Here is a 14,104-nt window from a genome sequence, read left to right on the forward strand (position 1 = left end):
AAGACATTTTTACTAAAAATACAAATTAGTCTAGTAATCAGATGGATAAGTTTTCTCACTAACGAACCAAAAAGCAAATCGTAATTATCGGAAACTGTGAAAGTATTTTTAGTATTTTTGTCCTGAATTATTAAAAACATATACTTTGAATATTACAATAGTAGGAACAGGATATGTAGGTCTGGTAACAGGAACTACACTTGCAGAATTGGGAAATTCGGTTTACTGTGTTGATATTGATGAAAAAAAAGTGGAGGGAATGAAAAACGGTATCGTTCCCATCTATGAACCGAACCTTGAGGAAATGTTCCTTAGAAATATACAGGCAGAACGTCTGTTTTTCACGACCGATTTAAAAGAGGCTTTAGATAAAAGTGAAGTCATTTATCTTGCTTTACCTACTCCTCCCGGCGGAGACGGCTCTGCAGACCTGTCTTACGTATTACAGGTTGCCAATTCTATCGGCGAGATGATGACCGAATACAAAGTAATTGTAAATAAAAGTACGGTTCCTGTAGGAACTGCAGATAGAGTAAGAAATGTTATTGCCTCAAAAACCAATCTTCCTTTTGATGTTGTTTCTAATCCTGAATTTTTACGTGAAGGCTTTGCTGTTGAAGATTCGATGAATCCTGCCAGAGTAGTCGTGGGATCCAGCTCGGAAAAGGCTAAAGAAATCATGGCAAAAATTTACCAGCCCTTTACCAACACCGGAATTCCAATTATATTCATGGATGAAAAATCATCTGAACTTACAAAATACGCAGCGAATTCATTTTTAGCAGTAAAAATTACTTTTATGAATGAAATTGCTAATTATTGTGAAAAAGTAGGTGCCGATGTTGATAAAGTTCGTCTCGGAATGGGAAGTGATGACAGAATTGGGCACAGATTCCTATTCCCTGGAATCGGATACGGAGGCAGCTGTTTTCCGAAAGATGTAAAAGCATTAATTAAATCCGGAAAGGAAGAGGATTTTAACTTTCAGATTCTTGAAGCGACAGAAAATGTTAACATTTCACAGAAAGTAATTTTAGTTTCCGAGATCGAAAAATATTTTGGCGGAAATATTGAGGGCAAAACCATTGCTTTATGGGGTCTTGCTTTTAAAGCGAATACAGATGACATCAGAGAAGCTTCTTCGTTAGACAATATTGAATTATTACTAAAAAAGGGGGCAAAAATTGTTGCCTACGATTCTATCGCTGAAAAAAATGTACAGAAAGTACTGGGCAATAAAATTGAATATGCAAAAACCATGTACGAAGCGCTTGAAAATGCAGATGCATTATTCATTGCGACAGAATGGCCGGAGTTTAAAAACCCCAATTTTAAACTGATGGGTGAGAAAATGAAAAATAAGATTATTTTCGACGGAAGAAATATGTATCCATTGGAGGTTCCTGCACAGAATGGATTTTATTATAAAAGTATAGGAAGAAAAACGATAAAACCTTAGTCGTTAATCTTACAGCAACTTTAACCAATAAACCAACACAAATGAATCCTAAAATAGCAGTTCTTGTTCCCTGCTACAATGAAGCTTTAACCATTGAAAAAGTGGTTAAGGACTTTCAGCATTATATTCCGGAAGCCGAAATATTTGTTTACGACAACAATTCAAAGGACGCCACTGTAGAAATTGCTACAAAAGCAGGTGCTATTGTTGGAAATGAGAAAAAACAAGGAAAGGCAAATGTTGTTTTCAGAATGTTCAGGGAAATTGATGCCGATCTTTATATTATGATAGATGGTGATGATACCTATCCTGTGGAATGCATTCGTGATATGGTCAATCAGTTTATTGAAAACAAATGCGACATGCTTGTCGGAGACCGGCTTTCCAACAAGAGTTATAAAAAAGAAAACAAAAGAGCTTTTCATAACTTCGGAAATAATTTAGTGCGAAACCTCATCAACATTTTCTTCGGTTCCGAATTGAGGGATATTCTTTCCGGTTACAGGATTTTCTCAAGAAAATTTGTCAAAAATTACGCAAGTTCCATTAAAGGATTTGAGCTGGAAACCGATCTTTCCATCTATGCCCTACATTATGGACTTACCATTGAAGAGTATTCCATCAATTATCGTGACAGACCAGAAGGAAGTGTTTCAAAGCTGAATACATTTACTGACGGGTTTAAAGTCATCAAGCTTTTTTTCAATCTTGTAAGACTTTATAAACCACTTTTATTTTTTGGAATGGTTTCTATTATTCTTTTTGTTTTAGGAATTCTTTTTATGATTATTCCGATCAGGGAGTATTTTGAATATCAATATGTTTATAAGGTTCCTACGTTAATTTTTTCAATCATGCTTATTATCGTTTCCATACTTTCTCTTGCCACCGGGCTGATTTTGGATAACATCAGTATTATTGATAAAAAGAATTTCAAAGTGCGGTATAATAACACCAACTAACATGAAAAAGGCGTTCTGGTTTTCATTTTTCACAATGCTTTTCTTTTTGAACACTCAGTTCAATACATTTCACCTGATTCCTGAAGAAAAATTTGAGTATAGTAAACTTGAAGAATCAGAGACTCTTGTGATTGGAAAAATCATGAATTCCGAACACGGAAAGATCATGGATGATGGAGGATTTACCGGAACCTATTATTTCAAAGGCAGCGGAAACGGAAGATCAGTCGTTGGAAAACAGGTTTATGAAAAGTATATCAGAAACGAAATTCCTGAGAAAACGGCTTATGATCCGTATAAAACACAAATTGGAGGCCAGGCAATTCTGTACAGCTTATTTGATAGAGCTTTCGGACTTGATAATGCTTTAAATCTTGATCTTTTCAGAATATTTAATTCTCTTTCATTGAGTATTTTACTCACTCTATTTCTTTATTGGATCAGTCAAAAATTTAATTTTAGAGTCTCAGTTATTACATTTTTACTTCTTTTGCCTAATTACTGGCTGTTTTTATATGGAAAAAGCAGCTGGTGGTGCAACTGGGTATATTTTCTTCCTTTTGTATATAGCTTACTGTTTTTCGAAAAGAATAAAAATCCGAGCTTTAAAAAATATATTTTCTCTCTTTCATTCCTTTTCTTTTTAAAATTTTGGTTTACCGGATTCGAATTCATTACCGTTTTTTTGATCAACTCTTCAATCCCATATATTTATTACCATTTTGAAAACAAAATTTCATTTTACTGGAATTTCATTTGGAGACATTTTATCATTTTAACGATTCCATTACTGCTTAACATCAGCTTTTTACTCTACCAGTTTTATCTTCTTACCGGAAGTGTTCAAGACGGAATTTATCATCTTAAAAATGCTTTTACCAGGAGATCTAGCAGTGAATATTTTTACGAACCCAACCAGCATCATTTAATTTTGCTAAAGAAATTTCACTTAGATATTATTACGCGCTATTTAGGCAACTCTTTCGTTAACGAAGATTTTACACTTATAAAAATACCTTTTGCTGTGATTCTATTGACAGGAATTATATGTTCAGTTTATTTATCCCTGAAAAGAATTGACAGAAAACTGGTTTTTACGACATGGTTTTCTATTTTAGCACCTTTCAGTTGGTTTATTTTATTTCAACAGCATGCACATATTCATAAACATATAGATTTTTTTATTTGGTATTGCCCTTTTCTTATTTTGGTAATACTTTTAATATCTTTGACAGTAAATTCCTTTTTGAAAACATCAAAATGAAAAATATTATTATTACCGGCGGAGCCGGATTCATTGGCTCTCACGTTGTAAGAGAATTTGTAAAGAATAATCCTGAGACAACGATTATTAACCTTGATGCTCTTACCTATGCGGGAAACCTTGAAAATCTGAAAGATATTGAGAACGAGCCCAACTATGTTTTCGAAAAAGCAGATATTACAAAACCAGAAGAATTAAGAGCGATCTTTGAAAAATACAATCCTGATGCGGTGGTTCATTTAGCTGCCGAAAGCCATGTAGACAGAAGCATCACAGATCCAATGGCATTTATTAATACCAATGTAAACGGAACAGCAAATCTGCTGAATCTTTGTAAAGAATTCTGGACATTGAATCCCGAGCACACTCACGGAAGATTTCCTGATGAAAAAAGAACGAACCTTTTTTATCATGTTTCAACAGATGAAGTATATGGAAGTTTAGGAGAAACAGGGTTTTTCTTAGAAACTACACCTTACGATCCACAATCTCCTTATTCTGCATCCAAGGCTGCTTCAGATCATTTGGTAAGAGCCTATGGAAACACATATGGAATGCCGTTTATCGTTTCCAACTGTTCCAATAATTACGGACCAAATCATTTCCCTGAAAAATTAATTCCTCTCTGTATTTCAAATATTATTAATGAAAAGCCGCTTCCAATATACGGAGACGGAAAATATACAAGAGACTGGTTATTTGTCATCGATCACGCCAAAGCAATCCATCAGATTTTTAATGAAGCTAAAACCGGGGAAACTTACAATATCGGAGGATTCAACGAATGGCAGAATATTGACTTGGTGAAAGAACTCATTAAGCAGATGGATGAAAAACTAGGTAAACCGGTTGGTTATTCTGAAAAGTTAATTACTTATGTAAAAGACAGACCCGGACATGATAAACGCTATGCCATCGATGCTACCAAACTGAATAAAGATTTAGGTTGGAAACCGTCTGTAACTTTCGAAGAAGGATTAGGAAAAACGATCGACTGGTTCCTAGAAAACCAGGAATGGCTGGAGAATGTAACGAGCGGAGATTATCAAAACTATTACGAAAAACAATATAATTAATTCAAAATCACAAAAAGATTAGATGAAAGGAATTATTTTAGCAGGTGGTTCAGGAACGAGATTATATCCTCTTACCATCGCCGTAAGCAAGCAACTGATGCCGGTTTATGATAAACCCATGATCTATTATCCGCTGTCCACATTGCTTCTGGCAGGAATTAAAGATATTTTGATCATCACCACGCCTCATGATCAGGCAGGATTTATCAAGCTTTTAGGAGATGGCTCACAAATCGGGTGCAATATAGAATATGTGGTTCAGCCCAGCCCTGATGGTCTTGCTCAAGCCTTCATCTTAGGAGATCAATTCATTGGGAATGATCCTGCAGCACTGGTTCTGGGTGATAATATTTTCTACGGATCAGAAATGGGAACTCTGTTAAAAAATAAAACGAATCCCGATGGTGGTGTTGTTTTCGCCTACCACGTCTCGGATCCTGAAAGATATGGCGTTGTAGAATTTGATGAAGATTTTAAAGCAGTTTCCATTGAAGAAAAACCATTACAGCCAAAATCCAATTACGCAGTTCCGGGATTATATTTTTACGATAATGACGTAGTTGAAATTGCAAAAAATATTAAACCATCTGCAAGAGGAGAGCTGGAGATTACAGACATCAACAATGTTTATCTTCAAAAAGGAAAGCTTGAAGTAGGAGTTCTGGACAGAGGAACAGCTTGGCTGGATACAGGAACTTTTGACTCACTTCATGATGCTTCAGAATTTGTAAGCGTTATTGAGAAAAGACAAGGCTTTAAGATCGGATGTATTGAAGAAATTGCATGGAGAAACAAATTCATCAATGATGAAAAACTCCTTGAAACCGCTACTAAATATGGCAAAAGCGGATATGGAGAATATCTTAAAAACTTAATAAAAAAGTAACTTACAATTTAAAATATTGTTAAACTATCGGCTATAGATCGGTAGTTTTTTTGTTATCCCAACAAATATTAATACCTTAGTTCTTGCTTTTTTATTTATTGTAACAAAGTATTGAATCATTAAAAAACACACAGATGGATCAACCACAAAAGTGGACGGAAACAATAGAAGATAAACATTCTTTATTTGACTTAAAATTAAAGGAAGTCTGGAAATATAAGGATCTTGTATATATGTTTGTGAAAAGAGATTTCGTCTCAAGCTTCAAGCAAACAATCTTAGGGCCTGTCTGGTTTTTTATTAACCCTATTTTAACCACTATTGTTTATTTAATTGTCTTTGGAAGAATTGCAAAGCTTCCTACAGATGGCTCCCCTCCTCTTTTATTCTATCTGGCAGGGGTAACTCTTTGGAATTATTTTTCCTCTGCTTTAACAGGAACTTCTTACACTTTTGCAGGAAATGCAGGAATTTTCGGTAAAGTTTATTTTCCGAGACTCGTTACTCCTATTTCTATCGTCATTTCAAACTTGATGCGTTTTGGAGTCCAAATGTTTTTATTCGTAATTGTATGGGGTTATTATTTATCGAAGGGAGAAATACATCCTCATTGGTGGTGGATTTTAATTACTCCTTTCCTTATCTTTTTAATGGCTGTATTTGCTTTAGGAACAGGAATGATATTTTCATCTCTTACCACGAAATATAAAGACCTGAATATGATTTTAGGATTTGGTGTAAGCCTGTATATGTATGCAACCCCAGTTATTTATCCAGCTTCATCACTGACAGGAATATTCAAAAAAATATCATATTATAATCCTCTTACAGGTATTTTCGAATGTTTTAAATATTCTTGGATTGGGGTTGGAGATTTCTCTCCGTTAATGCTGGGAATCAGCACCATTATAATTTTTGTTATCTTTATGATAGGTCTTGTCATCTTTAATAAAGTTGAAAAAACATTTATGGACACTGTTTAATGAAGACAATTTGAAGTTTTTAACACTATAGAAGTAATATAAATGCTAGCTTTAAAAGCAGAAAACATATCAAAGCAATATCGTCTTGGCCAAGTGGGAACCGGGACGCTCTCTCATGACCTTAACCGGTTTTGGCATACAATAAGGGGTAAAGAAGACCCTTACCTAAAGATAGGCGAAACCAATGACAGATCTGTAAAGGGCAGCTCAGATTATGTTTGGTCCTTACGGGATATTAATTTCGAGATTGAACAGGGAGATGCGGTAGGAATTATCGGAAGAAACGGCGCCGGGAAATCAACCCTCCTAAAATTATTAAGTAAAGTAACTAAACCTACTACTGGAAAGATATACACCAACGGAAGAATTGCGTCTCTTTTAGAAGTGGGAACGGGCTTTCACCCTGAAATGACGGGCCGTGAAAATGTTTTTTTGAACGGAGCGATCCTGGGAATGACCCGCAAAGAAATTACCAGAAAATTTGATGAAATTGTAGACTTTTCCGGAGTAGAAAGATATATTGATACTCCTGTAAAAAGATATTCATCAGGAATGTATGTCCGTTTAGCATTTGCTGTTGCAGCCCATCTAGAATCTGAAATTCTTATTGTAGACGAAGTTTTAGCGGTTGGTGATGCCGAATTTCAGAAAAAATGTCTTGGGAAAATGGGTGACGTAAGTAAAGGTGAAGGAAGAACTATTTTATTTGTAAGTCATAATATGCTGGCAATAAAAAAATTATGCAACAAAGGTATTCTTTTAGAAAAGGGTTTATTAAAGCATTCGGCAGAAATTAATGATGTTATAAGCATTTATACTCACAATGCTGAAAGTGAAGAAATAATTCCGAATTCAAATAAGGAAATTTATTTGAAGGACTTTAAAAGCTATGCTAAAAACGACAGAGAAAGCAATTTACAAACTACTCAAAATGGAATTTTAGAATTCCACATTCATTCGCATAAAAATATAAAGAATATAAACATTGGGATTGGTTTTAATGATGATTTAGGCAACCGTTTATTCACTCCATTTTCTGCACACTTTCAGAAGAATTTCGATTTAGAAACAGGCGAAAATATAATTTATTGTGAAATTGAAAATTTCCCTTTAAAATCTGGAAAATATACTTGCGAAATTTATATTGGTGATCGTTCTCAGGTATTCGATTATTATGATAAAGGCTTACAAGTTAATGTAAAAGATAATTACACTATAGAAAAGCCTGATTATTCTCAGGGATATTTTATAGTGAATCAAAATTGGACAAATGAAAGAAAATAATCTAGAAGAAGAATTATTTTGTACAAATTTCGAGCTCAGAAACCTTTCTGACTTATTGGTTTATGGCAAAGCTGAAAGATGGGTATATGGCTTTATGCTTAAAAGGTATGAAGACGAACATCTAAACCGTTATTTGTATGCCCTGCAATATACTTCCCAAAAAAAAGTTTTGGATATAGCTTGTGGTTGTGGATATGGTACATTTTTAATGGCAGAAAAGGGAGCGGAATCTGTTATCGGGGTTGATTTAAGTGAGGACGCTATACGATATGGAAACCACAGATATGCCCGTCAAAACTTAAAAAGGTTTGTTGCTGATGCTACAACATTTAATCATGACTATTTATTTGATATCATTGTAAGCTTTGAAACGATAGAGCATATTCCTGATTATTCAGGTTTTATTGAAAACTTATACCGTAACTTATCTGATAACGGAACCCTACTGATTTCAACTCCAATTACCAAAACAACGACTACTTCTCCCCAAAACCCCTATCATATGATTGAGTGGAACTTCTATGATTTCCAAAATTTGTTTAAAGACAAATTTGATATTGTAGAAATAATGATTCAGGAAGTACTAATTCAGGAAGAAAGTAAAAGGAAAGAATACAACATAAAAAACAGAATTTTAAATCGGATATCAAAAGAAAATTTAAAAACCATTAAAGGTAAAAGTATTGAAAAATTTACTGGCCAGTACAACATGAACCAATGCAAAGAAGGATATCAGATTTTAGTGCTCAAAAAAAAGCCAAAACAATAAAAAATATTCAAAATATATTGTGAATAAACTCGCCATCGTTATACCATATTATAAAATTGATTTCTTTGAGGACACGATAAAATCTGTAGTCGCTCAAAGCAATAAAAATTTTACACTGTATATAGGAAACGATGCAAGTCCTGATAATCCCTTACCCATTATAGAAAAATACGCTTCAGATTTATCTTATTTTTATTTTGACTATACAGAAAATCTTGGAGGGAAAAACTTAGCATTGCAATGGGAAAGAATTTTAGACAATATACAAGAAGAATGGTTTCAGATCTTGGGAGATGATGATATCATTGCTGAAAACTTTGTTGAAGAATTTTACAACAATCTTTCGCAAATTGAAGAAAAAAAAGCGTCAGTGGTAAAATTTTCTCACCAGTGGATTGATGAAGATGATCAGCTTATTAAAGATTTCGAATATCCGTTTACGGAAATTGCGCCTCAGGATTTTTTTTTAAAGAAATACCATGATGAAATAAAAAGCAGTCTTTCTGAAAACATTTTTAAAACAACCATTTACAGAAAATATAAATTTGAGAAGATTCCTTTAGCATGGGGAAGTGATGATTTTGCAATTTTGGCTTTTGCTAACAATCGTAATATTATTTACCTAAAAAATGCAAAAGTACAAGTAAGAATAAGTACAAAATCAATTTCCGGATCTAACGAATATAATCGACTAAAAGACCAGGCATTGCATCAGATGAAAGCCATTATTATCACTAAATATTCTAATTTCTTTTCATTTGACTTCATCAATAAGACCATTCAGCAATACATCTCTCAAAGTTATCAGAAAGGTGACCGCTTCTATTATCCTGTAATTTTTTATTATCTTAAACATTTCAAAATCATCAACTTCTTAAAAGCTTTAAAAAAAGCGTATTATATTTATAAAAAGCATGCCTGAAATTTCCATCATAGTTCCATGTTACAATCAAGCGCAATATTTGGATGAATGCTTGCAATCTGTACTCAATCAGACTTATCAGGATTGGGAATGTATTATTGTAGATGATGGTTCTCCCGATAATACGGAAAAAATTGTTGAGAAATGGATTGAAAAAGATTCCAGGCTTATATATATAAAAAAAGAAAACGGAGGTGTTTCATCTGCAAGAAATTCCGGTATTGAAAAAGCTAACGGAAAATGGATTCTTCCGCTAGATGGTGATGATAAAATTAATCCCTTGCTTTTAGAATTAGCCTCAAAAGAATTTGAGTCCAATCCTGATATTATCTATTGTAATGCAGAGTTTTTCGGAGAAAAGTCTGGAGAAGTCTATCTTGAAGATTTTAACCCTACCACCTTGATTTTCGAAAACCAATTACTTTGTACCGCTTTTTATAAAAAAGAAGATTGGAAAAAAGTTGGTGGGTATGATGAAAATATGCATTTAGGCTATGAAGATTGGGAATTCTGGATCGGATTAACCCAGCTCAAAGGAGACTCCCTGAATGTTAGAAAAGTCCAATATACCGGGCTTTTTTACAGAATAAAAAAACAGTCCAGAAATACAGAAGCCGTACAGAATATAAATAATTTGAAACTAAGATTTTATATTTTCGAAAAACATAAGCAGTTCTATTTTGAAAATCTGGAAAACTATAAGAAAATTGCACTGGAAAATAAAAGATTGAACCGTAGAATTGAATATCTTGAAAAGCATCTTAACAGCAAAAGGGTTCAAATCATCAATAAAATTTTAAGTATTTTTAAATTCTAGATCAAAAATAAAGTGAATCATTCAAAAAAAATCCTTGTTATTTCTCATGAAGCTTCTTTATCGGGTGCTCCCATTTTACTGTTAAGCATTCTGAAAAAACTTACAGAAGAACGGGCACACTACAAAATTGACGTTTTACTCATCAGAAGCGGGCAGCTTTATGAAGATTTTGCCAAAATTTCAGATAATAAAATAATTGTTGCATCCTATTACAACCAGTCTTTTTCGTTTGTAAAGAGAAACCTGAAAAAATTCCAGTCCACTTTTTTTCCGAAACCTCAAACAAAAGAAGAGCAAATCAGGGAAATAACAAAACGGCTTCTTCAAAACAATTATAATTTAGTATATGCCAATACTGCTGAGACACTAATTTGGACACTTCCTTTTTATGAAAGAAAAATACCCACCATTGTTGCAATTCACGAGTTGGCTTTTGGTATAGAAAGTGCTTATTCAGTTGAGTTTATAAAGAAAAATATTTCAAAGGTTTCAAAAATAATCGCAGGATCCAGCTCTGTAAAAGAAAATTTAGTTCAGAAATATGGTGCTGATTCTGAAAAAATTGAAGTTATTCATTCATTTGTTGACGAAAAAATTCAGATACAAAAAAGCGAACAGATCCTAAAACAGGAATTGGGGATTTCCAAAGATGAAGTTGTTCTGGGCATTGCAAGTTCACAGGAACTCAGAAAAGGTACAGAACTAGTCCCTCTTCTCGTAAAAAAGATCTCAGAAAAAACAAATAAAGATTTCAAATTTATTAACCTTGGAGGCTCATCTCAAACCGGACCTGTAAAGTGTTCAAAACTTGATGCCGAAAAATTGGGTGTATCTGACAAAATTATCTATATAGATCATAATAAAACCGCTAATGATTATATCAATATTTTTGATATTTTCATTTTACTTTCCAGGGAAGATCCTTTTCCGTTAGTAATGCTTACCGCTGCAAAGCTGGCAAAATCTATTGTCGCATTTGAAAAAAGTGGTGGTGCAGAAGAGTTTTTAGCCAACAATAACGGAGTCCTTTGCCCTTATCTTGATCTTGATGAAATGGCTTCCAAAATTGTTGATTTAATGGAATCCAGAGAATTAAGAGAAGCTTACGGCAATAAAATTAATACAAGATTACAAAATGATTTTTCGGAGACAAAACTTCAGGAGAGCATATTCAGTTTAATTGACCAATTGATTTAAATCTATGATTTCAATAATAGTTTCGTCATATCAGGAAAATGATTTCAGCAGGTTTTCAAAAAGCGTGCACGAAACTATCGGAATTCCGGATTTTGAAATCATTAAAGTCTGGAATCCTAATTTAATGAGCATCACAGAAGCCTATAATTTAGGAGCAGAGAAATCGAAATATGAAATTCTATTGTTCATTCATGAAGACATTGTTTTTCATACCGAAAATTGGGGAGAAAAGCTAATACATCATTTAAACAATCCAGAAGTTGGCGTTATTGGCGTTGCGGGATCATCATATGTTCCAGTTGCTCCTTCCAGTTGGACAGTTTCAAAAGAATATAATGTTGTAAATATCTTACAAAGTGATAAAAAAAATCCGATAATAGAACACTTACAATCTGTTCATCAACAAATGACAAAAGTATACACTATTGACGGAGTTTTTATGGCGATTACTAAAAAGAACTTTAATACAATTAAATTCAATGAAGAGATAAATGGATTTCACGGCTATGATCTTGATTTCAGCTTAAGAACCGCAAAAACATTTCAAAATTATATCGTAAACGATATTCTTGTCCAACACTTTTCAAAAGGCAACCGTGATAAAAAATGGCTGGATGCTAATATTAAAATTAAAGAAAAAATAGGCAGTAATTTTCCTCATCAAAAAAACTCCGAAACAGAAAAAAATATTTTTCTTTCCTTTCTCTATCAATACTTTATTTATTACCCGGTAAATTCAAAAAATATTTTTTTTACTATGAAATTTTTTCCTTTTAAACACCTTACATTTCAGGATAAGGTTTTAATTTTAAAGAAATATTTTAATTATATTAGATTTTCATCTGAAATTAATAAAAAAACACAATGATTGTAGGAAACGGACTTATTGCAAAATCTTTAAAAAATATAGACTCGGAAAACATTCTGTTCTTTGCTTCAGGAGTATCCAACTCACTGGAAACAAAAGATATTGAGTTTCAAAGGGAGTTTAATCTTCTTAAAAAAAACATTGAACAGTTTCCGGATATGCTTTTGATTTATTTTTCAACATTAAGCATCAATGACAGATCGAAAGCGGACAGCTTATATGTACAACACAAGAAGAAAATTGAAGGGTATATTCAAGATCACTCAAAACAATTCAGTATTCTCAGGATTGGAAATATTGTAGGAACAGGAGGAAACCCTAATACATTATTCAATTATCTTAAACATCAGATTGCTCAAAATTCAGAATTTGTGTTGCACACGAAAGCAAGAAGGCTTTTAGTAGACATCGAAGATATTTCGGAGTTTATAAGAGTATCCAATCATAGTATTCAAAATAAAATTGTTGATTTTTCGTATCCTTACCATTATGATTTAAAAGAAATTATAATGGCTATTGAAAATATAATCAAGCAAAAAGCTTCCTATAAAGAAATCGAAGATGGTGATTTTTATAAAATTGATTTTGAGGATCATGTAAAAGATTTTTTTACAGAAAAAGATGCTTCCATCTATTTAAAAAAATTAGCAGAAAAATATATTTAAATGCCAAGGATATACGTCATAGTCGTCACCTATAATGCCATGAAATGGGCAGAAAAATGTTTTAGCAGTCTTAAATCATCTTCTGCGCCTGTTACATGCATCGTTATTGATAATGGCTCAACAGACGGGACACAACATTTCATTCAGACTCATTTTCCTGAGATAGATTTCATCCAATCCGAAAAAAATTTAGGATTTGGAAAGGCCAATAATATCGGAATAGAAAAGGCATATAAAAACGGAGCGGATTTTTTCTACCTGATGAATCAGGACGCCTGGATTTATCCCGATAGCATTGAAAAATTACTGAAAGCCTATGAAACCCATCCCAATCAAAAAGAAATAGGTATTTTAAGTCCTATGCATCTGGATGGGAGCGAACAACTTCTCGATATTTTTTTAGATAAGTATATTGCCCATAATTTTGAAAAAAACCGATTAATTTCTGATCTGTATTTTCAAAAGTTAAAGCCCTTTTACGAAATGAATTTCGTGAATGCTGCCCATTGGCTTATTCCCAGAAGCACAATTGAAACAGTGGGAGGATTCAATCCTTACTTTTTCCATTATGGGGAAGACACAGAATATGTAAACAGAGTTCATTTCCATCAAAAGAAAATTCTTCTTATCCCCGACAGCAAAGTCGTTCATGACGGAAAACAGAACCTAAAAAAAGTAGATCCTAAAATATATGAGAATCTTAGTATCGAAACTAAAATGATCAATCCTAATCTTCCCAATGCTATCGCTTTTGAAAAAAAATCTTTGCGGAAAAGCATTCTCAAAAACCTTTTAGCAGGGAATACATCCGAATATAAAATATTACTAGAAAAATACCGGAAGGTTTCAAAAGAAGAGAAAAAGCTCTCAGCAATTAGAAATCAGGTACAACAAATTGGTTTGACTTTTCTAAATACCTAAATTTGATATACAGCAACCAAAGAATGATTTA

14 protein-coding genes are annotated in these 14,104 nt (G+C 33.1%); all 14 read left to right on the top strand.

Translation table 11 applies throughout. The features are described from left to right. Positions 1 to 145: 145 nt before the first annotated feature. Positions 146 to 1,459 (top strand): UDP-glucose dehydrogenase family protein, encoded by a 1,314-nt coding sequence (locus CLV73_RS12755; protein WP_100377266.1) that lies wholly within the window; start codon positions 146 to 148, stop codon positions 1,457 to 1,459. Between the two features lie 41 nt (positions 1,460 to 1,500). Continuing rightward, the gene (locus CLV73_RS12760; RefSeq protein ID WP_100377267.1) at positions 1,501 to 2,421 is read left to right on the top strand and encodes a glycosyltransferase family 2 protein; all 921 of its coding nucleotides are present in this window, start codon (positions 1,501 to 1,503) and stop codon (positions 2,419 to 2,421) included. A gap of 1 nt (position 2,422) precedes the next feature. Continuing rightward, the gene (locus CLV73_RS12765) at positions 2,423 to 3,685 is read left to right on the top strand and encodes a hypothetical protein (protein ID WP_100377268.1); all 1,263 of its coding nucleotides are present in this window, start codon (positions 2,423 to 2,425) and stop codon (positions 3,683 to 3,685) included. Beyond that, positions 3,682 to 4,761 carry a dTDP-glucose 4,6-dehydratase gene (gene rfbB / locus CLV73_RS12770; protein WP_100377269.1) on the top strand — a complete coding sequence of 360 codons (1,080 nt, stop codon included), beginning with the start codon at positions 3,682 to 3,684 and terminating at the stop codon, positions 4,759 to 4,761. The genes CLV73_RS12765 and rfbB overlap by 4 nt, the downstream gene beginning before the upstream one ends. A 22-nt stretch (positions 4,762 to 4,783) precedes the next feature. Further along, complete coding sequence (gene rfbA / locus CLV73_RS12775) at positions 4,784 to 5,647, top strand: glucose-1-phosphate thymidylyltransferase RfbA (protein WP_100377270.1); 864 nt, start codon at positions 4,784 to 4,786, stop codon at positions 5,645 to 5,647. Positions 5,648 to 5,781: 134 nt separating this feature from the next. Continuing rightward, positions 5,782 to 6,630 (top strand): ABC transporter permease, encoded by an 849-nt coding sequence (locus CLV73_RS12780; protein ID WP_100377271.1) that lies wholly within the window; start codon positions 5,782 to 5,784, stop codon positions 6,628 to 6,630. Positions 6,631 to 6,672: 42 nt separating this feature from the next. After that, positions 6,673 to 7,914: an ABC transporter ATP-binding protein gene (locus CLV73_RS12785; RefSeq protein ID WP_100377272.1), complete on the top strand. Its 1,242-nt coding sequence runs from the start codon at positions 6,673 to 6,675 to the stop codon at positions 7,912 to 7,914. Continuing rightward, the gene (locus CLV73_RS12790) at positions 7,901 to 8,683 is read left to right on the top strand and encodes a class I SAM-dependent methyltransferase (protein WP_100377273.1); all 783 of its coding nucleotides are present in this window, start codon (positions 7,901 to 7,903) and stop codon (positions 8,681 to 8,683) included. The genes CLV73_RS12785 and CLV73_RS12790 overlap by 14 nt, the downstream gene beginning before the upstream one ends. Positions 8,684 to 8,702: 19 nt before the next feature. Next, positions 8,703 to 9,605 carry a glycosyltransferase family 2 protein gene (locus CLV73_RS12795; RefSeq protein WP_157798793.1) on the top strand — a complete coding sequence of 301 codons (903 nt, stop codon included), beginning with the start codon at positions 8,703 to 8,705 and terminating at the stop codon, positions 9,603 to 9,605. Beyond that, positions 9,598 to 10,422: a glycosyltransferase family 2 protein gene (locus CLV73_RS12800; protein WP_100377275.1), complete on the top strand. Its 825-nt coding sequence runs from the start codon at positions 9,598 to 9,600 to the stop codon at positions 10,420 to 10,422. Before CLV73_RS12795 ends, CLV73_RS12800 begins: the two co-directional genes overlap by 8 nt. 12 nt (positions 10,423 to 10,434) lie before the next feature. Beyond that, positions 10,435 to 11,619, top strand: a complete 1,185-nt coding sequence (locus CLV73_RS12805) for a glycosyltransferase family 4 protein (RefSeq protein ID WP_100377276.1) — start codon at positions 10,435 to 10,437, stop codon at positions 11,617 to 11,619. Positions 11,620 to 11,623: 4 nt separating this feature from the next. After that, positions 11,624 to 12,487, top strand: a complete 864-nt coding sequence (locus CLV73_RS12810; RefSeq protein WP_100377277.1) for a glycosyltransferase — start codon at positions 11,624 to 11,626, stop codon at positions 12,485 to 12,487. Further along, positions 12,484 to 13,152: an NAD-dependent epimerase/dehydratase family protein gene (locus CLV73_RS12815; protein WP_100377278.1), complete on the top strand. Its 669-nt coding sequence runs from the start codon at positions 12,484 to 12,486 to the stop codon at positions 13,150 to 13,152. Before CLV73_RS12810 ends, CLV73_RS12815 begins: the two co-directional genes overlap by 4 nt. Continuing rightward, entirely contained in the window at positions 13,153 to 14,073 is a 921-nt protein-coding gene (locus CLV73_RS12820; RefSeq protein WP_100377279.1) for a glycosyltransferase family 2 protein, read from the top strand. It abuts the gene before it with no gap. The last annotated feature ends 31 nt before the right edge of the window (positions 14,074 to 14,104 follow it).

Origin of the sequence: Chryseobacterium geocarposphaerae (genome assembly GCF_002797535.1) — a bacterium.
Taxonomy (GTDB): Bacteria; Bacteroidota; Bacteroidia; order Flavobacteriales; family Weeksellaceae; genus Chryseobacterium; species Chryseobacterium geocarposphaerae.